This window comes from Pseudoflavonifractor phocaeensis (genome assembly GCF_021531375.1).
Classification (GTDB): domain Bacteria; phylum Bacillota; class Clostridia; order Oscillospirales; family Oscillospiraceae; genus Lawsonibacter; species Lawsonibacter phocaeensis_B.
The window spans coordinates 1-19,918 of record NZ_JADYTU010000035.1; the positions used below are offsets into that span (position 1 = coordinate 1).

The window sequence follows — 19,918 nt, forward strand, 5'->3', positions numbered from 1 at the left end:
CGTTGGTCAAGCGGTTAAGACGGCGGCCTCTCACGCCGCAAACATGGGTTCGATTCCCGTACGGGTCACCATTGAAAACTTTATATTGGTTTTAGTCACCTCGGTGATTAAAATAGTTGGTGTTGATTAGGATGAGGGTCCACCCGTTCCCATTCCGAACACGGAAGTTAAGCTCATTTCTGCCGAAGATACTTGCCTGGAGACGGGCCGGGAAAATAGGTAACGCCAACACAAAACGGACAGAGCGATCTGTCCGTTTTTTATTTCCTTAAAATCGAACAAAAATTCTATTTTTCTTGACTTTGACTGTCGGATATACTACAATAACGTCCATAGCAGAGTTGCCTTGAAGCAATGGGAATGTTTCATTGGACGTTATCATAGGTGCGAACAGGGGAAGGGGAGTCATGCTTGGAACGGGAAAACAGCTGCTGCTTTACTGGGCACCGTCCTGATAAACTGCCCTGGCGCGACCAAGAAAGCGACCCGCGCTGCCAAGCTTTGAAGGAGCGCTTGGCTGAGGCCCTGGCACGGGCCTATCAGGCGGGCTACCGGCACTTTATCTGTGGCATGGCGCGGGGGTCGGACCTGTACTTTGCGGAGGCGGTGCTGGCGCTGCGGGAGCAGCATGCCGAGGTGACGCTGGAATGCGCCCGCCCCTGTGAGACCCAGGCGGACTCCTGGCCCCAGCGGGAACGGCAGCGTTATTATGGGATTCTAGAACGCTGTAACTATGAGACGCTGGTCCAGCACCACTATGACCGGGCCTGTATGACGCGGCGCAACCGGTATATGGTGGACCACGCCAGCCGGCTGATCACGGTTTATAATGGGGTGCCCAAGGGGGGGACGGCGCAGACGCTGGCCTATGCCCTGCGTCAGGGACTGGAGACAGATATTTTAGCGGTGGAGGAGTAAGAGGATCATGAACACTTTGATGCATATTTGCTGCGCCCCGTGCGCCAACCGCCCTATTGAGTCCTTGCGGCAGGAGGGAATCGGCGTGACCGGGTTCTGGTTCAACCCCAATATCCACCCCTACACGGAGTATCAGGCCAGAAAGCGCACGCTGGAGGAGTACGCCAAGGAGATCGGCATGAAGCTGATCATTGGCGGCACCTATGATCTGCGCACCTTTGTGACCAATGTAGCGGACAATATCGACGGACGCTGCGCTTACTGCTACCGGGTTCGGATGGAGGAGACTGCCCGGTACGCGGCGGAGCATGGCTTTGACAGCTTTACCACTTCCTTGCTGATCTCGCCCTACCAGAAGCATGAGGCCATCGTTTCAGTGGCCCGGGCGATGGGAGAGCGGTATGGGGTGGAGTTCCTGTACCGGGATTTCCGGCCGCTGTTTCAGGCCGGCCAGGAGTTTGCACGGGAGCATGGAATGTATATGCAGAAATACTGCGGCTGTATTTTCAGCGAGGAGGACCGGTATATGGCCGCCAAGCGGAAAAAAGCCGCCCGCCGGCAGGCGGAACTGGAGCACTGACGCGAATGTTAAAAGCAGAAGGGCGGCCCCCTGAGGGGCCGCCCTTCTGCAGCTTGAAAGAAATGAAGTGGGAGAGAGAGAAAAGCAAACTTAGCCTGCAATCATCGGCAGAATGTTGAGGAATCCGGTGATGATGATACCGTTGCAGAAGTCAATAAACAGGGAACCTACCAGGGGGACGATGAAGTAAGCCTGGGGCGCGGGACCGTACCGCTTGGTCAGCACCTGCATGTTGGCCATGGCGTTGGGGGTGGCGCCCATGCCGAAGCCGCAGAAGGCGGAGGTCATGACGGCGGCCTCGTAGTCACGGCCCATGGCGTTGAACACCACGAAGCGGGCGAAGAGGAACATCAGCAGGGTCTGGGCGGCCAGCATGATCACCATGGGGCCGGCCAGGGAGGCCAGCTCCCACAGCTTCAGGCTCATCAGGGCGATGGCCAGGAAGATGGACAGGGACACATTGCCCCACAGGTCAATGGCTTTGGAGGGCAGGACGATGCGCTTGGCGTCGCAGAAATTGCGGATGATAGCGGCGATGACCATGGAACCGATGTAAGTGGGGAAGGTAAATTTGACGCCGAAGACCACAATGCTGTTGAAGGCGTAGGTCAGCAGAGTGCCCAGACCGGAGGCCACGATCAGCAGGATGGCGGCGTTGGTAAAGGAGTCAATGTCCACACGCTCGGCCTTGGCTTTCTCGTCGGCGGTCTCGTCGCTGATCTCCATGACTTCTTCGGTGTTTTCGACGGAGTGCAGATGGTATTTGTTGATGATGCTCCGGGCGGTGGGGCCGCCCATCAGAGAGCCTGCCACCAGACCGAAGGTGGCGGAGGCCATGGCCAGCACCTTGGCGCCCTCAATAAACAGCTCCTTTTCCATGGTGTTGCCATAGGAGCCGGCGGTGCCGTGGCCGCCCACCATGGGGATGGAGCCGGTGCACAGGCCCAGGCGGGGGTCCCAGTCGGTAATAGTGAGCGTCAGAACGCTGCTGAGCACGTTCTGCATCACCACCATCAAAATGGCGATGCCCAGGAAAACGAACACCTTTTTACCGCCCTTTTTCAGCAGACGGAAGCAGGCGGTGTAGCCCACGCTGGTGAAGAACAGGGTCATAAAAAAGTCCTTCACGTTATCGTCGAAGGTGAGCTGGAGAATGCCTCCCGCATAGAGGGCCAAGTGGACCAGAGCGAAGATCAGACCGCCCACCACGGGGGCGGGGATGCAGCAGCGCTTGAGAAATTCGATCCGGTTGGTCAGAAAACGGCCCAGAACGAACAGAAGCATGGCGACTCCGGCTGTCTGGAACATGTCGAGGGTGAACGCAGGCATAAATCGTATTCCTTCTTTCTCCTTAAATTTTTGAAACTGTCCGCCTGCGAGCGTGACAGGAACGATTGATTGTGGATATTTTAAGTGGAGAGCTTCAAAAACCTTCAAAAACAAACAGAGCCGTTATTGATTCTGTAGATGATACAAAAAGGCCCCGCTGTTCTTGTCGATTTTGCTGAGTGAGGAGAGAAAGAAAGGCTGTCAGGCTGCGTATTTTTGAAGAAAACACGGCAATAAGTCGACATAAAAAAGTCTCCCGCGCACACGCGCGGGAGACTTTCCTCTTCATGACGCCAAGAGAGGGGCTTCACTCCTCCTCGGCCAGGATCAGCAGTCCGTCCAAAAACTTTTTCAGATTGACCTTGCCTCCGGGGCCCTTGCCCTGGAGGTGGGCCATCTCGGCCCGCACTTCGGGGAAGGAGAACAGGCGGGCGGAGTAGCGGACGAAAAACTCGTTGTTATAGTCCTCCAGCCCAAGGCTGGCAATGTGGCGCAGCCCCCGCTCCACGGCCCGGCGGGCCCGCTGTTCCATGGTCTTGGGCACGTCGCTGAGCTGGGCGCACAGGGTACTGACCCCCACCTGGGAGGCGGTCTGCCCCTGGGCCAGCAGGAGTAGGCACAGATCGGTGATGTCCTGGGAGCCCTTCTCCCCGGCCATGCCCAGCTGGCTGAGAATATACTTGATGCGGCGCCGCTCCCGGTCCTGCCGGTTCTCCTGGGGTGGGGGAGCGGCCCGGTTGACAAAGACGCTCTGGATGGCTTGGAGGGCACGCTCGTTTTCCAGCTGCCGGGTCACGTTCTGGATCACCTGGCGTACCTCGATGAGATTGATGGGCTTCTGGATGAAAAATTCCACTCCCGCGGTGTAGGCCTTGGCGATCAGCTCTTTGGAAGAGACCTGGGAGATCATGATGCATTTGGCGGTGCAGCCCATTTCCCGCAGCTCCCGGATCACTTGAATCCCGTCCTTGCCCGGCATCAGCAGGTCCGCCAGGATCAGATCCGGGGCCAACGCCAGGATCTCCTCCAGATCCGGCGGGCCGTCGGCGGTGTCTCCGCAGATGGCGCCCAGGCCGTTGCGCTCCACAATGTCCTCCAGAATGCTGATGACGGTCGGGTCGTCCTCAATGATATAGATCCTCATGGCTCTCCTCCTGTTACAGCGTCCAGGGGCAGGGAGATCTGGAAGCAGGCTCCCTGGCCCGGCTGGGATTGGACCTGAATGTCGCCGCCCAGATCCTCCACGATGTATTGGACGGCGGGCAGCCCCACACCCCGGCTGATGTCCCCGGTGTTGGGGTCAAACTTGGTGGAGTATCCCATCTGGAACAGCAGCTTCCTGTTTCGCTCGGGAATGCCGGGGCCGTCGTCCCGGACCTGAAGGAGGAACTGGTCCCCTTCCGCCCGGCAGTCCACCTGTATGGTGCCCCGGCCGCCGGCAGACTGGATGGCCTCTACGGCGTTGGTCACCAGATTTTTCAAAATGGAGAGGAGCCGGTAGTGGGCCCCGATGGGCAGATCCGGGGAATAGCGGCACTCCAGCCGGATGTCCGCCCGCTGGCTGCCCAAAAACTGGCGGGTGGACACCTCCAGAATGTGGAGCAGGTCGGACAGCACCATGGTCTCGCCGTCATAGGCGCCGGCTACCTCCGACTCGATGCCCCGGATGATCCGCAGGTTGTCCTTTTTCACCTCATGGACGTCACGGGCGATGGACAGGGCCAGGGAGGTAAGCGCCTCGGGGGCCTGTTGGGCCTCCAGCTGCTCATAGAGCTGGTAGGCGTGGGCCATCACCGCCTCCACGTCCTCGGAGTCCTTTTTCAGAAAGTACAGCTCAGTCTTCAGTTCCGCCGTCATGAGGAAGAGGTGGCGGTAGCGGTGTTCGTGCTCCTCCCGCAGCAGGAGCTGGCGGTAGCGGCCGATGGCCCACAGGATCAGAACAGCGGCGCAGGAGCGGGCCAGAGCCACCCAGGACAGAGCGATCACCTCCGCCGGAAGGGGATAGACGGCCAGACCGCTGGACAGGGCCAGATTCAGGGTATTGGACAGCAGGTCGCACAGGAAGAAGGAGCACCACAGCCGCGGCAGGGAGGCAGCCCTCCGGTCCCGGACCAAAATACACAACAGAACGTCATAACAAAGATAAAAAATACCGCCCGGATACTCAATGGCCAGGGCAGTTGTCAAGGAGACCCCCCGCACCAGGTCAATGAGGACCCGGATGCCCATGACGGACAGGCCGGTCACAAGGCCGGTGTCCGGGCGATGGCTGTCCCGCATCATGACCACCAGAAGGAGAGGGTACAGGATGACGGAGGCGGACACCCGGAAGCCCTCTGCCCAGACGGACAGATAAAGCTGGCTGCTCAGGGCGGTCACCAGGCCGATCAGCAGCCTGCGCTGCGCCGCGGTGAGGCGCAGCTCCCGCCAGTTGGAGACTTTCATAAAATCCCTCCTCGATCTCTCAACACCATCATACGGGAAAAAATCCCTTTTCGCAAGATGGGGGGAGGAATTTGTAGGGGGTTCTTCATGGGCTGGGGACAGTCTGAACCGGGACAAACAGCCCGGCGGCAGCCTGTCCGCCCGTGTGGGCGGCTGTTTTTGTGAGGATTCGTTTCCTTTTGCGTGGATAGATCGCCATACTGTGCGCGCACCGGGGCGTGAGGTCGGCAATAGAACGCGCGCCATCGCCCCGGCGGGTCTCTGTCGGGGCGATTTTGTTCACAAAAATGTCATATTTTGCAATTTATTATCCACAATGTGGTAAAAATGCTGATTTTTTGACTGTTAAAATCTCGTTTTTCCTGCTGATTCGTGCGTTAAGAAACCGTTAATTTTGTTGTTTTTACCCCGGGAAAAAACTATCATAATAAAAAAGACTGCACCCTTGCGCCTAAGAAAGCAGGAGTTAATCAATTATGAGTCTGCGTGTAGGAATCGACATCGGCAGCACCACCGTCAAGGTCGTGGTGCTGGATGAGGAAAACAAGCTGCTGTTCCGCTCCTATGAGCGGCACTATTCCAAGACCCGTGAGCGGGCCTGCGAGACCCTCCGCTCCATCCGGGATATGCTCTCCGGGCAGAGCATCAAGGTCACCATCACCGGTTCCGCCGGCCTGGGGGTGGCCACCGCCTCGGGCATCGACTTTGTCCAGGAGGTCTACGCCACCGCCGCCGCGGTGAATACATACATCCCCGACACCGACGCCGTCATCGAGCTGGGGGGCGAGGATGCCAAGATCATCTTCTTCGGCGGCGCGCTGGAGGAGCGGATGAACGGTTCCTGCGCCGGGGGCACCGGGGCCTTCATCGACCAGATGGCTACCCTGATGAACGTGTCCGTCCAGGAGCTGGACAGCCTGTCTCTGAAGCATGAGAAGATCTATCCCATCGCCTCCCGCTGCGGCGTTTTCGCCAAGAGCGACATTCAGCCCATCCTGAACCAGGGCGGGCGGAAAGAGGACGTGGCCGCTTCCATCTTCCAGGCGGTGGTGGACCAGACCGTGGCCGGTCTGACCCAGGGCCGGGAGCTGAAGGGAAAAATCGTATTCCTGGGCGGTCCGCTGCACTTCCTCATGGGCCTGCGGGAGCGGTTCGTGGAGACGCTGAAGCTGGATGGGGACCACGCCATTTTCCCCAAGGACGGCGACTGTTTTGCCGCCATGGGCGCGGCCCTGTGCGCCACCGATTACCAGCCCATCCTCTTTGAGGAGGCGCTGAAAAAGCTGGAGGAGAGCGTGGACACCACCACCCTGGTGGACACCATGCCCCCCCTGTTCGAAAGCCGGGAGGAGTACGACGCCTTCTGTGCCCGGCACAACGCCAACAAGCCCCCGGAGGTGGACGTCAATACTTACTCCGGCCCCGCCTGGCTGGGTCTGGACGCCGGCTCCACCACCACCAAGCTGGCCCTCATCACCGCCGACGGCGGTCTGCTGTACACCTACTACCATTCCAACCAGGGCAACCCTGTGGCTATTGTCCTGGAACAGCTGAAAAAGATCTACGCCATGTGCGGCGACCGGATCACCATCCAGGGAGCCGCCGTCACCGGCTACGGCGAGGACCTCATTAAAAACGCCTTCAACTGCGACCTGGGCCTGGTGGAGACCATGGCCCACTACAAAGCCGCCGCCCATTTCGAGCCCGATGTGGACTTCATCATCGACATCGGCGGCCAGGACATGAAGTGCTTCAAGATCCGCAACGGGGCCGTGGACTCCATCATGCTCAACGAGGCCTGCTCCTCGGGCTGCGGCTCCTTCATCGAGACCTTCGCCAAGGCTCTGGGCTACAATATCGCCGACTTCGCCAAGCTGGGCCTGTTCACCGAGAAGCCGGTGAACCTGGGCTCACGCTGCACCGTGTTCATGAACTCCAGCGTGAAGCAGGCACAGAAGGACGGGGCCAGCGTGGCCGACATCTCCGCCGGTCTGTCCACATCCATCGTGAAAAACGCCATTTATAAGGTCATCCGGGCCGCCTCCGCCGACGACCTGGGGGAGCACATCGTGGTCCAGGGCGGCACCTTCCACAACGACGCGGTGCTCCGGGCCTTTGAACAGGAGCTGGGCCGGAACGTGACCCGGCCCACCATCGCCGGCATCATGGGGGCCTTCGGCGCCGCCTTGGCTGCCCGGGACCTGCACCTGGAAAAGAGCGCCCTGCTCACGCCCCAGGAGCTGGAGCGCTTCACCCACACCGCCAAGCCCGCCACTTGCGGCCTGTGCACCAACCACTGCTCCCTCACCGTCAACGCCTTCGACGGCGGGCGGCGGTTCGTCTCGGGCAACCGGTGCTCCCGCCCCCTGGGGGAGGAGCCCAGCCGTCAGCCCGACCTGATGCGGTATAAATACCACAAGCTGCGCGCCATGCAGGGAAAGGGCGGGGGAGACGGCTCCCGGGGCCGGATCGGCATCCCCTTCGGCCTTAACATGTATGAGAATTTGCCCTTCTGGTTCGAACTGCTCACCCGTTTGAACTTTGAGGTGGTCCTGTCCCCCGAGTCCAGCCGCAAGCTGTATCTGAAGGGCCAGCGCACCATCCCCTCGGACACCGTCTGCTACCCCGCCAAGCTGCTCCACGGCCATGTGGAGGCCCTGGTGGAGGAGGGGGTGGACGCCATCTTCTACCCCTGTATGCCCTATAACTTCAACGAGGGGGTCAGCGACAACAATTACAACTGCCCCGTGGTGGCCTACTACCCGGAGCTGCTGGCCGCCAACATCCCCGACCTGAAGCAGACCCGGTATTTGACCCCCTACTTCGGCCTCCACCGTCCCAAGGACTTTGAGAAGCGGGCCTGCGAGTGGTTCGGCAGCGAATTCCAGCTTCCCAAGAAAGAGACCTCCGCCGCCGTCAAGGCCGCCTACGCCGCCTACGACGCCTACAAGGACGACCTGCGGGACACCGCCCGGCAGTATATCGCCCAGGCACGGCAGGAGGGCCGCCCCATTCTGGTGGTCTGCGGCCGGCCCTACCACATGGACCCGGAGATCAACCACGGCATCAACGACCTCATCACCTCCTACGGCTTTGTCCTGGTCACCGAGGACGCGGTGGCCTATCTGGAGGATAAGGCTCCCCGCCATGTGCTGAATCAGTGGACCTACCACGCCCGGATGTACAACGCCGCCCGGTATGTCTGCACCCAGCCCGACATGGAGGTCATCCAGCTGGTGTCCTTCGGCTGCGGCATCGACGCCATCACCGGCGACGAGATGCGCTCCATCCTGGAGACGGGCGGCAAGCTGTATACCCAGCTGAAGATCGACGATATCAGCAACCTGGGCGCCGTCAAGATCCGTATCCGGTCCCTGATGGCCGCCATTGAGGCGCGGAACAAGCACTGAACCGGGCATGGGCGCGTTCCACACGCCCGTGGGCGGCCCGAAGCCGCCCCTACACGCGCCGAAAGGAGAATTTCACATGGCGAAACTTGTGTATGACGAAAACGGCCGCCTTCTTTTCACCAAGGAGATGAAGGAGGAGTACACCATTCTCATGCCCCAGATGCTGCCCATCCACTTCGGCATGTTCCGCAAGCTGCTGGAGCTGGAGGGCTATAAGGTGGCCCAGCTGAACAACGAGGGCCGGGCGGTGGTGGACGAGGGCCTGAAATATGTCCACAACGATACCTGCTACCCCGCCCTGCTGGTCATCGGCCAGTTCATGGACGCCATCAAGCACGGGGGCTACGACCCCCACAAGGTGGCCCTGTTCATTACCCAGACTGGCGGCGGCTGCCGGGCTTCCAACTACATCCACCTGCTGCGCAAGGCACTGGCCAAGGCGGGAATGGACTATGTTCCCGTCATCTCCGTCTCCTTCGGCCTGGAGAAGAATCCGGGCTTCCACCTCACCGTGGGACTGATCCGGAAGCTGGTCTACGGCATGATGTACGGCGACCTCATCATGTGGGTGGCCAACCAGGTCCGGCCCTACGAGGTAGAGGCGGGGGCCACCGACGCCATGGTGGACCACTGGTCCCAGGCGCTGGTGGACCGGTTCCAGGCGGGCAAGGGCATGAGCCGGAAACAGATGCGGGCTATTTTTGACGAGATCTGTACCGACTTCGCCTCCATTCCCGTCACCGGGGAGCAGAAGATCCGTGTGGGCATCGTGGGCGAGATCTATGTGAAGTTCTCCGCTCTGGGCAACAACAATCTGGAAAAGTTCCTGCTGTCCGAGGGAGCGGAGCCGGTGGTTCCCGGCCTCACTGACTTTATGATCTTCAAGATCTATAACCGGGTGGCAGATGTGGACCTGTATGGCGGCAAGTGGATCAAGAAGTACGGCTGCAAGGCCTTTATGGCCTATATCGAGGCCTGCCAGCGGGACATGATCGCCGCCCTGGAGCGCTCCGGACGGTTCCGCGCCCCCGGCACTTTCCAGGACCTGCACAAGCTGGTCCACGGCTATCTGGGCGACGGCAACAAGATGGGGGAGGGCTGGCTGCTCACCGCGGAGATGCTGGAGCTCATCCACACCAGCACCCCCAACATCGTCTGTACCCAGCCCTTCGGCTGCCTGCCCAACCATATCGTGGGCAAGGGCATGATCCGCCGGCTGAAGGACGACTATCCTTACAGTAATATCGTGGCCATTGATTACGACCCCGGCGCCACCAAGATCAACCAGGAGAACCGGATCAAGCTGATGCTGGCCAACGCCAAGGGCCTGACCCACCAGGAGACGGCGGCTCCCCGGGAGCCCCAGCCTGAGGCGGCCCCCAAGCTGGCCCACGCCCATTGACCCTCCGCAGGGGCCGGCGTCCCCGACGGCCCGTCCTTTGACCGTGCGGGGCGTCCGGAGGCCGCCCCCTACGGTTGGCCCCAGTGCCCTCACCGGGCTGCGTTCCCAAATAAAACAAACACGCCGTGTACAGTGAACGTACACGGCGTGTTTTTATGTCTTGACTGAAAGCAAAACAAAGTTTTGCGCCAAAGTTCTTTTTGATACTTTTTCTTACAAGAAAAAGTATCCACAACTCTTACTTCCCGGGCTTGAACCCGTCCTTCAGGGAGACGGCCCGGTTAAAGACCAGAGCGCCGGGCTTGGAGTCCTTGGAGTCGGCGCAGAAGTAGCCCAGCCGCAGGAACTGGAAGCGGTCGGTGGGCTTGGCGTCGGCCAGGGAGGCCTCCAGCTTGCAGCCCTTCAGCACCTCCAGGGAGCCGGGGTTCAGGCAGTCCAAAAAGTTCTTGTCGCCGCCGTCGGGATCGGGGTCGGAGAACAGGTTGTCGTACAGCCGCACCTCGGCGTCCACGGCGGTGGCGGCGTCCACCCAGTGGATGGTGGCGCCCTTCACCTTCCGGCCGTCGGCGGGGTTGCCGCCCTTGGAGTCGGGATCATAGGTGGCCAGGATCTCGGTGACGTTGCCGTTCTCATCCTTGACGCAGCCGGTGCAGGTGATGAGGTAGGCGCCCTTCAGGCGGCACTCGGGGCCGTTGGGATACAGGCGCTTGTACTTGGGAATGGGGGTCTCCAGGAAGTCGTCGGCCTCCACATACAGGTTCCGGGAGAAGGTGACGGGCCGGGTGCCGGCCTCGGGGTCGTTGGGGTTGTTCTCCACCTCAAAGACCTCGCTCTGCCCCTCGGGGTAGTTGGTGATGGTGAGCTTGATGGGGCGCAGGACGGCCATGGCCCGCTGGGCGTGGTCGTTCAGGTCCTCCCGAAGGCAGTGCTCCAGGAAGCCGTACTCCACGGTGGAGGTGTTCTTGGCCACGCCGATGCGGTCGCAGAAGTTCCGGATGGCGGCGGGGGTGTAGCCCCGGCGGCGCAGGCCGCACAGGGTGGGCATCCGGGGGTCGTCCCAGCCGGAGACGTACTGCTCCTCCACCAGCTTGCGCAGCTTCCGCTTGGACATCACCGTATAGTTGATGCCCAACCGGGCAAACTCGATCTGCCGGGGCTTGCTGGGCACGTCGGTGTTGTTGATGACCCAGTCGTACAGGGGGCGGTGGTCCTCATACTCCAGGGAGCACAGGGAGTGGGTGATGCCCTCCAGAGCGTCCTGGATGGGGTGGGCGAAATCGTACATGGGGAAAATGCACCACTTGGTGCCCTGGCGGTGGTGCTCGATGTAGCGGATGCGGTAGAGCACCGGGTCCCGCATGTTGAAGTTGCCGCTGGCAAGATCGATCTTGGCCCGCAGGGTGTACTTGCCCTCGGGGAACTCCCCGTTCTTCATCCGCTCGAACAGGTCCAGGCTCTCCTCGATGGGGCGGTCCCGGTAGGGAGAGCGGGCGGGAGTGCCCACGTCGCCCCGGTACTCCCGGAACTGCTCGGGGGTCAGCTCACAGACGTAGGCCAGGCCCTTTTTGATGAGGCCCACAGCCAGCTCATAGGTTTTCTCAAAGTAGTCGCTGCCGTAGAAGAACCGGTCCCCCCAGTCGAAGCCCAGCCAGTGGATGTCCTCCTGAATGGCGTCCACGAACTCGGTGTCCTCCTTGGCGGGGTTGGTGTCGTCCATACGCAGGTTGCAGATGCCGCCGAATTTTTCGGCGGAGCCAAAGTCGATGATCAGGGCCTTGCAGTGGCCGATATGGAGGTAGCCGTTGGGCTCGGGCGGGAAACGGGTGTGGACCTGCATCCCGGCGCAGCGGCCGCCCTCGGCGATGTCCTCCTGAATGAACTGGTGAATAAAGTTCTGACTCTCCACAGCCTCACCCTCGGCACCGCCGGCGGTGGTTTTGATCTCTTCCGACATTGTGGGACCCTCCTGTCTGGTATTAAACGGGAAACACAGCGGGCGGACCGCTGTGATGGATGTTTGATTTATTTATTTTACACCAGCCGCTCCATAAAATGCAAGGTTTTCCTGCCATTCCGGACGTTTTCCGGTGAGAAGAGCGGGAGAGCGGGGAGAGAGGGGAGAAATTTTGTCATAAAGTCACAGAAAACCCGGGGGAAATGGGACGGCGCAGGAGCGAATCTGGAATGGGGCCCGGAAAGGCCTTGTCCCTTTGGAGGAAAAAAGGTATAATATGGAGGAAAAGGAGGCGGAGTCATGGGCCATGATATCATTGTGCTGGGCGGCGGCCCGGCGGGGCTGGCGGCGGCGGTGGCCGCCCGGGGCAGGGGCAAGACCGTGCTGGTCATCGGCAACCCCTGGCAGGACAGCCCGCTGGCCCGGGCCGAGCGGGTGGACAACTATCTGGGTCTGCCCGGCCAGACGGGAGCGGAGCTGGTGGGGACCTTCCGGGCCCACGCGGAGGAACTGGGCACGGACTTCGTCACGGGGCGGGCCATCTCCCTCATGGCGTGGAACGGCTTTATGGTCACGGTGGTCAGCCAGGTCTATGACGGACAGGCTCTCATCCTGGCCCCCGGCGTGGTGCGGCAGGCCAAGTACCCCGGCGAGGCGGAGTTCCTGGGCCGGGGGGTCAGCTACTGCGCCACCTGCGACGGAATGCTCTACCGGAACCGCCCGGTAACGGTAGTGGGCCGCAGCAAGGACGCCCCCCTGGAGGCCAACTACCTCCAGAGCATCGGCTGTCAGGTGACCTATGTGTCCGCCCGGGAGCCGGAGGGGCTGGACCCTGCAATTCCCTGGGTGAGGGCCGGCAAGCTGGCCGTCAAGGGGGACCAGACCGTCACCGCCCTGGAGGCGGACGGCGCGGACCTCCCCTGCGCCGGGGTGTTCATCCTCCGGGAGGCGGTGGCTCCCACCGACCTGCTGCCCGACCTGGAGACAGAGGGGGGCTTTATCCGGGTGGACCGGCGGATGGCGACCAATTTGGAGGGCGTCTTTGCCGCCGGAGACTGCACCGGGCTGCCCCTTCAGGTGGCCAAGGCGGTGGGGGAGGGCCATGTGGCCGCCCTGTCCGCCTGCGAGTATTTGGACCGAAAACAGCCCTAAAAGGGTAGAACGGGGGCTTGCCCCCGCCGTACCGATTTCAGAAAATCCGGGACTCCTGATGAAAAATAAACAGAAAGGAAGTTTTACAAATGATTCATTTCAGCAAAGAGGGATTTGACAAGGCCCTGGAACAGGGCGGCCTGATGATGGTGGACTTCTGGGCCGCGTGGTGCGGTCCCTGCCGGATGCTGGGCCCCGTGGTGGAGGACCTGGCCAAGCAGTACGACGGCAAGGCTATCGTGGGCAAGGTGAACGTGGACGAGGAGCAGGAACTGGCCATCCGCTACGGCGTCATGTCCATCCCCACCGTCATCTTCTTCAAGGACGGCAAGGAGATCGACCGGAAGGTGGGCGTCATGCCCGCCGGCGCCTTTACCCAGGTGCTGGACAGCAATCTGTAAAAAATATTGCAAGGCAGAAAAACAGGGCGGCCCGCCGGGCCGCCCTGATCGTTTATATGCGGAGATAAACTTTAGTTTATCTGAGGATTTCGCCAGCGGGCGGGACGGGAGTTAGGACGAAGGAGTATTTCGCCCCCGGGCGAGGTACTTTTGTAGAGATACAAAAGTACCCAAAAAACCTCCGGGGCTTCGGCCCCGGTCCCTATGGGGAGCCATCAATCAGATATTTTGATACTATTCGGCGCGGGCAAAAGCCAGGATACCTCTCTCACCCCCGCCCGCTGCCGCTCTGATCTATGAAATTGGCCTCTGCTTCTCCTTGTTAAAAGCGCGCCTCTGAGTTAACAATCGCTCGGTGCTCTCCGCAAGAACTGTGAACCTGCTGTTCTGCACCAAGCCTCTGCTGATTCGAGGTATCATCGGGCGGCCCCAGCGGGCCAGGTGGGTAAGAAGCAACTGTTGACAGTTTTTGCCGCCATCGAGGCGGGCTGTATTGCTTATCCCCCCGTAAAATCTTCTCCATTTTGCGAAGCAAAAGGCGGTGTGAGCGCTCTCATATTTTGCTGGCTGCGATCAGCGCAAGGCCGCAGAACTCTTATAATGGGGGTCCGGGGGCGGCGCGGATAGCGCAATGAAATTGCGCGTGGCCGCCCCCGGCGATTCTTTGGTTTCTTTCTGATCGTTCAGAAAGAAACCCGCTCCGCAGAGCGGAATCCTTTTCAAAACAGTCCAACGATAAACTAAAATTTATCTGTTCAGTCCTACTTTCCCGCCACCAGGGCCTCCCCGGCCAGATAGATGTCTCCGGCTCCCACGGTGAGAAGCAGGTCCCCGGGACGGGCCAGCTCCTTCAGCTTGGCGGTGACCTCCGGCAGCGTGGCGCAGTAGACAGCTCCGGGAATTTTCTCCGCCAGGTCCCGGGAGGAGATGCCCAGAGTGTTCTGCTCCCGGGCGGCGTAGATCTCCGCCAGGACGGTCACGTCGGGCAGCTTCAGCTCCTCCACGAACTGGTCAAAGAGAGCGGCGGTGCGGGTGTATGTGTGGGGCTGGAAGGCGCAGACCACCCGGTCATAGCCCAGGCCTTTGGCGGTGGTCAGCAGGGCGTGGAGCTCATCGGGGTGGTGGGCGTAGTCGTCATACACCATGGCTCCGTGGTACTCTCCCTTCTTCTCAAAGCGGCGGCCCGCCCCATGGAAGGCCTTCAGGCCCTCCTCCACGGCAAAGGCGGGGACGTTGAGGCAGCGGGCGGCGGCGCAGGCGGCCAGGGCGTTTCGGACGTTGTGGACTCCAGGGACGGACAGGTCCACATGGGCGAACTTCTCCCCATCGGCGATCACGTCAAAGGAGCCGTAGCCGTTGACCCAGGTCAGGTTGGCGGCGTGGACGTCGCCCTCCTCCAGACCGAAGGTGACCACCCGGCGGTCCAGGCCCTTCAGCGCGTCCATGGTGTGGGTGTCGTCCCGGTCGGCCACCACCCAGCCGTCGGCGGGGACCAGCTCCGCGAACCGGCGGAAAGAGTGCTTGATGTCCTCCAGGTCTTTGAAGAAGTCCAGATGGTCGGCCTCCACGTTCAGAATGACCGCCACAGTGGGGAAGAAGGACAGGAAGGAGTTGCAGTATTCGCAGGACTCCAGAATAATGGTGTCCCCCTTGCCCACCCGGTGGCCGCAGCCCAGGGCGGGCAGCACCCCGCCGATCATGACGGAGGGGTCCCGCTGGGCGCTCAGGAAGATATGGGTACACATGGAGGTGGTGGTGGTCTTTCCGTGGGTGCCGGAGACGCACAGGGCGTTTTTGTAGTGGGTCATGAGGGCGCCCCAGGCCTGGGCCCGCTCAAAGACGGGGATGCCCGCGGCCCGGGCGGCGGCGATCTCCGGGTTGTCGTCGTGGACGGCGGCGGTGCGGATGACGCAGCCGGCCCCTTCCACGCTCTGGGGCAGGTGGCCGATGGTCACGGGGATGCCCAGGGAGCGCAGATGGGCCGCCGTGGCGCTGTCGTGCATGTCGGAGCCGGTGACGATGACGCCGGCCCCGTGGAGCACCTCGGCCAGGGGGGACATGGACACCCCGCCGATGCCCACCAGATGGGCGCGTTTGCCGGGGCGGATGTAGTCTTGTATGGTAAGATCCATGGTATAGCACCTCGAATTGGTTTTGTGATCTGTCTTTCTATTATAATCTGCGCCGTGGGGAAGCGCAAGACTCCGAAAAAATAATCCCGCCGGGCTCATACAATATAGCCCTCCGTCTCCCGTGCTATACCGGAGGCGGGAGTTTTAGGAACAAAAAAGGAGCGCCTAGGGCGCTCCTTTTGATGGGGTTCAAGTTACAGCAGTTCCAGCCCGGCGACGGTGTAGCCGAACAGGTTATCCTGGGACCGGAGAGTGACGCGGAAGCGGGCCAGATCGGTGTTGTCCACCAGATAGACCAGGGTGCCGGTAAGCTCCAGCTCCCGGCCCGCGTCCCGGCTGGAGTCCAGCCGGATCTGAGCCAGACTGTCGCTGCCGCAGGCCAGCCGGTAGCTGTCGAGTTCAGCGTCGTACACCATCCGGTCGGACAGCTCTTCGGGCAGGGGACCCAGAGCGTCGAGACTGAGGGTCAGGGCGGTGGAAAAATCCAGGGCGGCTTCCGTGGGGAGGACCAGGTCCTCGCCCACATAGTCGGAGCGGTCGTCCATCTGGCCGTAAAGGGAGAGCATGTTGTACAGGGCCTCCCAGGTCAACTGGGCGTTCTGGGGGGAATAGACGGTCTGCTCCTGGTGGAGCATGGCCAGGACCACGGCGTGGATGGCGGGGGTCATGGACTCCAGCGCGTCCGTCTCGGCGGGGACGCAGCCGGGGTCAAAGTCCAGCTCCTGGGCCGTATCGGCGGTGGGGGCGGAGGCCTCCGGCGTCTGCGCCAGGGCGGCGCCCTCCAGGGGCATCACAAGCAGGGCGGCAAGCATAGCGGTCAGCAGAAGTTTTTTCATGGGGGAGACCTCCTTTCCGAAAAATGGATCAAACCGGCAGCTTCTTGATTGTATGTACAGTATAACATGGAGCGGTGTTACCATCTTATCGGAACCGTTACGGGGCGGTGGCAAAATGGTTACAGATCGGTTGCAGTTACGGGGAAAACACCACATCATCCCGTGGATTCCGGAGAAAAGGAAAACGATATCTTGTATTTTCGGGAGGGGCTGTCCGCCGCCTTATCAGGTTATGCCAAAACCGGTCCCGTTATGACCCGCGCTGAAAATTTTTCCGGCGGCGGAGGAGATTGGCCGCCCCGCCCGGGCCGCGCTGCCGGTTGACCGCGGCGGCGGTTTTGTTATACAATAGCAGCACCGCGAAATTGAACAAACGGAAAGTGAGACAAAGAGACGCTATGCTGAACCACGAACAGGAACAACGGTTTGTCAAGGCCCGCCGGGAGGCCATTGCCCGGGACTTCTCACGGCTGAACCCGGAGCAGCGCAAGGCGGTACTGGCCACCGAGGGCCCCCTGCTGCTGCTGGCGGGAGCGGGCAGCGGCAAGACCACGGTGCTCATCAACCGTATCGCCAACCTGATGAAATACGGCCGGGGCTCCGACAGCCCCGAGGTGCCCGGTGATGTGACCGGGGAGGACCTGGCCTTCCTGGAGGACTGCGCCGGGAACCGCCCCCTGTCCCCTGGGGAGCGGGACCGGAGGGACCGGCTGTGCCGGCTGGACCCCGCCGCCCCCTGGACCATCCTGGCCATCACTTTTACCAACAAGGCCGCCGGGGAGCTGAAGGACCGTCTGGCCAGCCTGCTGGGCCCCGCCGCCAACGACATTTGGGCCAGTACCTTCCACTCCGCCTGCGTGCGCATCCTGCGCCGGGATATCGAGAAGCTGGGCTTCCCCTCCTCCTTTACCATCTACGATACCGACGACTCCCTGCGGGTGATCAAGGACTGCATGAAGGACCTGAGCATCGACGACAAGCAGTTCCCGCCCCGGTCGGTGCTGGGGTACATCTCCCGGGCCAAGGACGCCATGAAGCTGGCCGACCAGTATCTGGCCGAGTGCGAGAAATCGGGGGACTTCCGGCTGACCAAGATCGCCAAGATCTACGCCGAGTACCAGCGCCGGCTTTGGGACGCCGGAGCCCTGGACTTTGACGACATCATCCTCCACACCGTCCGTCTGCTCCAGCAGTTTGACGACGTGCGGGAATATTACCAGAAAAAATTCCGGTATGTTCTCATCGACGAGTATCAGGACACCAACAACCTGCAATATCTGCTGGCCTCCACCCTGGCCGGGGGATACGAGAACTTCTGCGTGGTGGGCGACGACGACCAGTCCATCTACCGCTTCCGGGGCGCCACCATCGAGAACATTCTCTCCTTTGAAAAGCAGTACCCCCGCTGCCGCACCATCCGCCTGGAGGAGAACTACCGCTCCACCCGGCATATTCTGGAGGCTTCCAACGCCGTCATCCGGAACAACCAGGGCCGGAAGGGGAAGGAGCTGTGGACAAAGGCGGGGGAGGGGGACAAGCTGACCCTCTACTCCGCCATGAACGAGAACGACGAGGCCCAGTATGTGGCCGCCCGGATCCTGGAGGGCTACAGCCAGGGCCGCAAGTGGAAGGACCACGCCATCCTCTACCGGATGAACGCCCAGTCCAACCAGATGGAAAACGCCTGCAAGCGCAACGGCATCCCATACCGCATCATCGGCGGCACCCGGTTCTTCGACCGGGCGGAGGTCAAGGACATGGTGGCCTATCTGGCCGTCCTGAACAACCCGGAGGACGACCTGCGGCTGACCCGCATCATCAACAACCCGCCCCGGGGCATCGGAGCCAAGACGGTGGAGACCGCCCAGGACATCGCCCGGCGGGACGGGACCTCCCTCTACGCCGTCATCGACAACGCCCGGATGTACCCGGAGCTGGAGCGGTCGGCGGGCAAGCTGGCCGCCTTCACCAGCCTGATGGGAGAGCTGGCCGGACTGCTCAGCGAGCTGCCCCTGGACCAGTTCTATGAGGAACTCATGGTCAAGACGGGCTACGCCACCATGCTGGAGACCAAAAACACCGTGGAGGACCGGACCCGGCTGGAAAACGTGCGGGAGCTGCTGACCTCCATCCGGGGCTATCTGGAAAACGCGGGGGACGAACCCTCCCTGGCCGGCTTCCTGGACGAGATCGCCCTGTACACCGACCTGGACAGCCACGATCCGGACCAGGACTGCGTGGTTATGATGACCATGCACTCAGCCAAGGGCCTGGAGTTTCCCGTGGTCTTCGTGGTGGGGGCCGAGGAGGGCATCTTCCCCGGCATCCGGGCCATCGGAGAGACGGAGGAGATGGAGGAAGAGCGCCGGCTGTGCTATGTGGCCATGACCCGGGCCAAGCAGAAGCTGTACCTCACCTGCGCCAACCAGCGGATGCTCTTTGGCCGCACCAGCTCCAACCGGCCCTCCCGGTTCGTAGAGGAGATCCCCCCGGAGCACCTGGAGCGAACGGGAAGATCCTATCTGTCCGACCTGGGCGGAGAGGAGGAGCGAAGCTGGGGCGGCATGCCCAGCCGGACCTCGGGCTACGGAGGCTACGGAACCTACCAGCGGGGAGGCTTCGGCGGTCAGACCGCCCAGGGCGGCGGACGAGGCTCCTTCGACCAGCGGCCCCAGCGGTCCGCCCAGAGCGGCGCTCCCGGCGGCCAGCGGCCGGCCCAGCCCTCCTACGGGGGCTTCACCCGGGCCATGTCCGGGGCGGGAAGAAGCTATGGAGCCGCCGCCCGGCCCAAGCATCCCCTTTCCGCACCCGCGGCGGGAGGCGTCAAGTCCGCCGGGGGCGGCGTCCCCAATTTCCAGAAGGGGGACACGGTGCGCCACAAGGCCTTCGGCCGGGGTATGATCCTGTCCGTCCAGAAGATGGGGGGCGACGCTCTGGTGGAGATCGCCTTTGACGACGTGGGCACCAAGCGGCTGATGCTGAAATCCGCCGCCGCCCACATGGAGAAAATGGGATAAACAGGAAAAAGAAACCGTCAGCGGCACGCCGGGACCTTTGCGTCCCGGCGTGCTTTTATATGTTGAATTTATTAGAAAAAGATTCCAAAAATATTGTAACGTTTTTTGACGATCTGCGTCTATATTTATAAAACCCGGAGCCGACCGGCCGGTTTAAAACAATCTTAAGGATTTGTAACCGCCTTGTAATTGTCAGGCCAGGGACCGAAACATATAATGGAAGCTGATGGACAGGGCTGCCTGTCCCGCCAAGCCAGAATGGAACCGAAAGGTTTGAATACATAGAGGAGGAATTTGCGCTATGCCAGAAGTGACCAACCCCCAGCCCCAGGTGGATACCCC

Annotated in this window: 13 protein-coding genes and 1 rRNA gene; 8 read left to right on the top strand and 6 right to left on the bottom strand. The window is 61.4% G+C overall.

What is annotated here, in order from left to right; all coding sequences use genetic code 11:
* Nucleotides 1–115 precede the first annotated feature (115 nt).
* From rrf to I6E39_RS09805, 3 genes are all read left to right on the top strand, one after another.
* A 5S ribosomal RNA gene (rrf, locus tag I6E39_RS09795) occupies nucleotides 116–231 on the top strand.
* A 153-nt stretch (nucleotides 232–384) separates the two neighbouring features.
* A complete protein-coding gene (locus I6E39_RS09800) occupies nucleotides 385–918 on the top strand; it encodes an SLOG family protein (protein ID WP_235381411.1) in 534 nt (177 codons plus the stop codon).
* Nucleotides 919–925: 7 nt separating this feature from the next.
* Complete coding sequence (locus tag I6E39_RS09805; RefSeq protein ID WP_235381412.1) at nucleotides 926–1,498, top strand: epoxyqueuosine reductase QueH; 573 nt, start codon at nucleotides 926–928, stop codon at nucleotides 1,496–1,498.
* A 90-nt stretch (nucleotides 1,499–1,588) separates the two neighbouring features.
* On the opposite strand, the gene gltS is transcribed toward I6E39_RS09805, so the two are convergent.
* From gltS to I6E39_RS09820, 3 genes are all read right to left on the bottom strand, one after another.
* Complete coding sequence (gene gltS, locus I6E39_RS09810) at nucleotides 1,589–2,827, bottom strand: sodium/glutamate symporter (RefSeq protein ID WP_235381413.1); 1,239 nt, start codon at nucleotides 2,825–2,827, stop codon at nucleotides 1,589–1,591.
* 307 nt (nucleotides 2,828–3,134) lie between these two features.
* Entirely contained in the window at nucleotides 3,135–3,971 is an 837-nt protein-coding gene (locus I6E39_RS09815) for a DNA-binding domain-containing protein (RefSeq protein WP_235381414.1), read from the bottom strand.
* Nucleotides 3,968–5,272, bottom strand: a complete 1,305-nt coding sequence (locus I6E39_RS09820; RefSeq protein WP_235381415.1) for a sensor histidine kinase — start codon at nucleotides 5,270–5,272, stop codon at nucleotides 3,968–3,970. Before I6E39_RS09820 ends, I6E39_RS09815 begins: the two co-directional genes overlap by 4 nt.
* A gap of 476 nt (nucleotides 5,273–5,748) precedes the next feature.
* On the opposite strand from I6E39_RS09820, the gene I6E39_RS09825 reads away from it, so the two are divergent.
* Both I6E39_RS09825 and I6E39_RS09830 read left to right on the top strand, forming a co-directional pair.
* Nucleotides 5,749–8,682, top strand: coding sequence for an acyl-CoA dehydratase activase (locus tag I6E39_RS09825; protein WP_268842274.1), 2,934 nt, complete (start codon nucleotides 5,749–5,751; stop codon nucleotides 8,680–8,682).
* A 76-nt stretch (nucleotides 8,683–8,758) separates the two neighbouring features.
* Nucleotides 8,759–10,084 carry a 2-hydroxyacyl-CoA dehydratase gene (locus I6E39_RS09830; protein WP_268842275.1) on the top strand — a complete coding sequence of 442 codons (1,326 nt, stop codon included), beginning with the start codon at nucleotides 8,759–8,761 and terminating at the stop codon, nucleotides 10,082–10,084.
* A gap of 238 nt (nucleotides 10,085–10,322) precedes the next feature.
* Here the strand turns inward: I6E39_RS09830 and I6E39_RS09835 are convergent, their stop codons facing one another.
* On the bottom strand, nucleotides 10,323–12,038 hold the full coding sequence (locus I6E39_RS09835) for a glutamine--tRNA ligase/YqeY domain fusion protein (protein ID WP_235381416.1): 1,716 nt from the start codon (nucleotides 12,036–12,038) through the stop codon (nucleotides 10,323–10,325).
* 300 nt (nucleotides 12,039–12,338) lie between these two features.
* Here I6E39_RS09835 and I6E39_RS09840 point away from each other — a divergent pair, with 300 nt between their 5' ends.
* Both I6E39_RS09840 and trxA read left to right on the top strand, forming a co-directional pair.
* Entirely contained in the window at nucleotides 12,339–13,190 is an 852-nt protein-coding gene (locus I6E39_RS09840; RefSeq protein WP_235381417.1) for an NAD(P)/FAD-dependent oxidoreductase, read from the top strand.
* Between the two features lie 89 nt (nucleotides 13,191–13,279).
* Nucleotides 13,280–13,591, top strand: coding sequence for a thioredoxin (gene trxA / locus I6E39_RS09845; RefSeq protein ID WP_235381418.1), 312 nt, complete (start codon nucleotides 13,280–13,282; stop codon nucleotides 13,589–13,591).
* 761 nt (nucleotides 13,592–14,352) lie between these two features.
* Here trxA and murC read toward each other — a convergent pair.
* Both murC and I6E39_RS09855 read right to left on the bottom strand, forming a co-directional pair.
* Nucleotides 14,353–15,723: a UDP-N-acetylmuramate--L-alanine ligase gene (gene murC / locus I6E39_RS09850; RefSeq protein WP_235381419.1), complete on the bottom strand. Its 1,371-nt coding sequence runs from the start codon at nucleotides 15,721–15,723 to the stop codon at nucleotides 14,353–14,355.
* Nucleotides 15,724–15,917: 194 nt separating this feature from the next.
* The gene (locus tag I6E39_RS09855; protein ID WP_235381420.1) at nucleotides 15,918–16,559 is read right to left on the bottom strand and encodes a hypothetical protein; all 642 of its coding nucleotides are present in this window, start codon (nucleotides 16,557–16,559) and stop codon (nucleotides 15,918–15,920) included.
* A gap of 398 nt (nucleotides 16,560–16,957) precedes the next feature.
* On the opposite strand from I6E39_RS09855, the gene I6E39_RS09860 reads away from it, so the two are divergent.
* Nucleotides 16,958–19,576 carry an ATP-dependent helicase gene (locus I6E39_RS09860; RefSeq protein ID WP_235381421.1) on the top strand — a complete coding sequence of 873 codons (2,619 nt, stop codon included), beginning with the start codon at nucleotides 16,958–16,960 and terminating at the stop codon, nucleotides 19,574–19,576.
* Nucleotides 19,577–19,918: the final 342 nt, after the last annotated feature.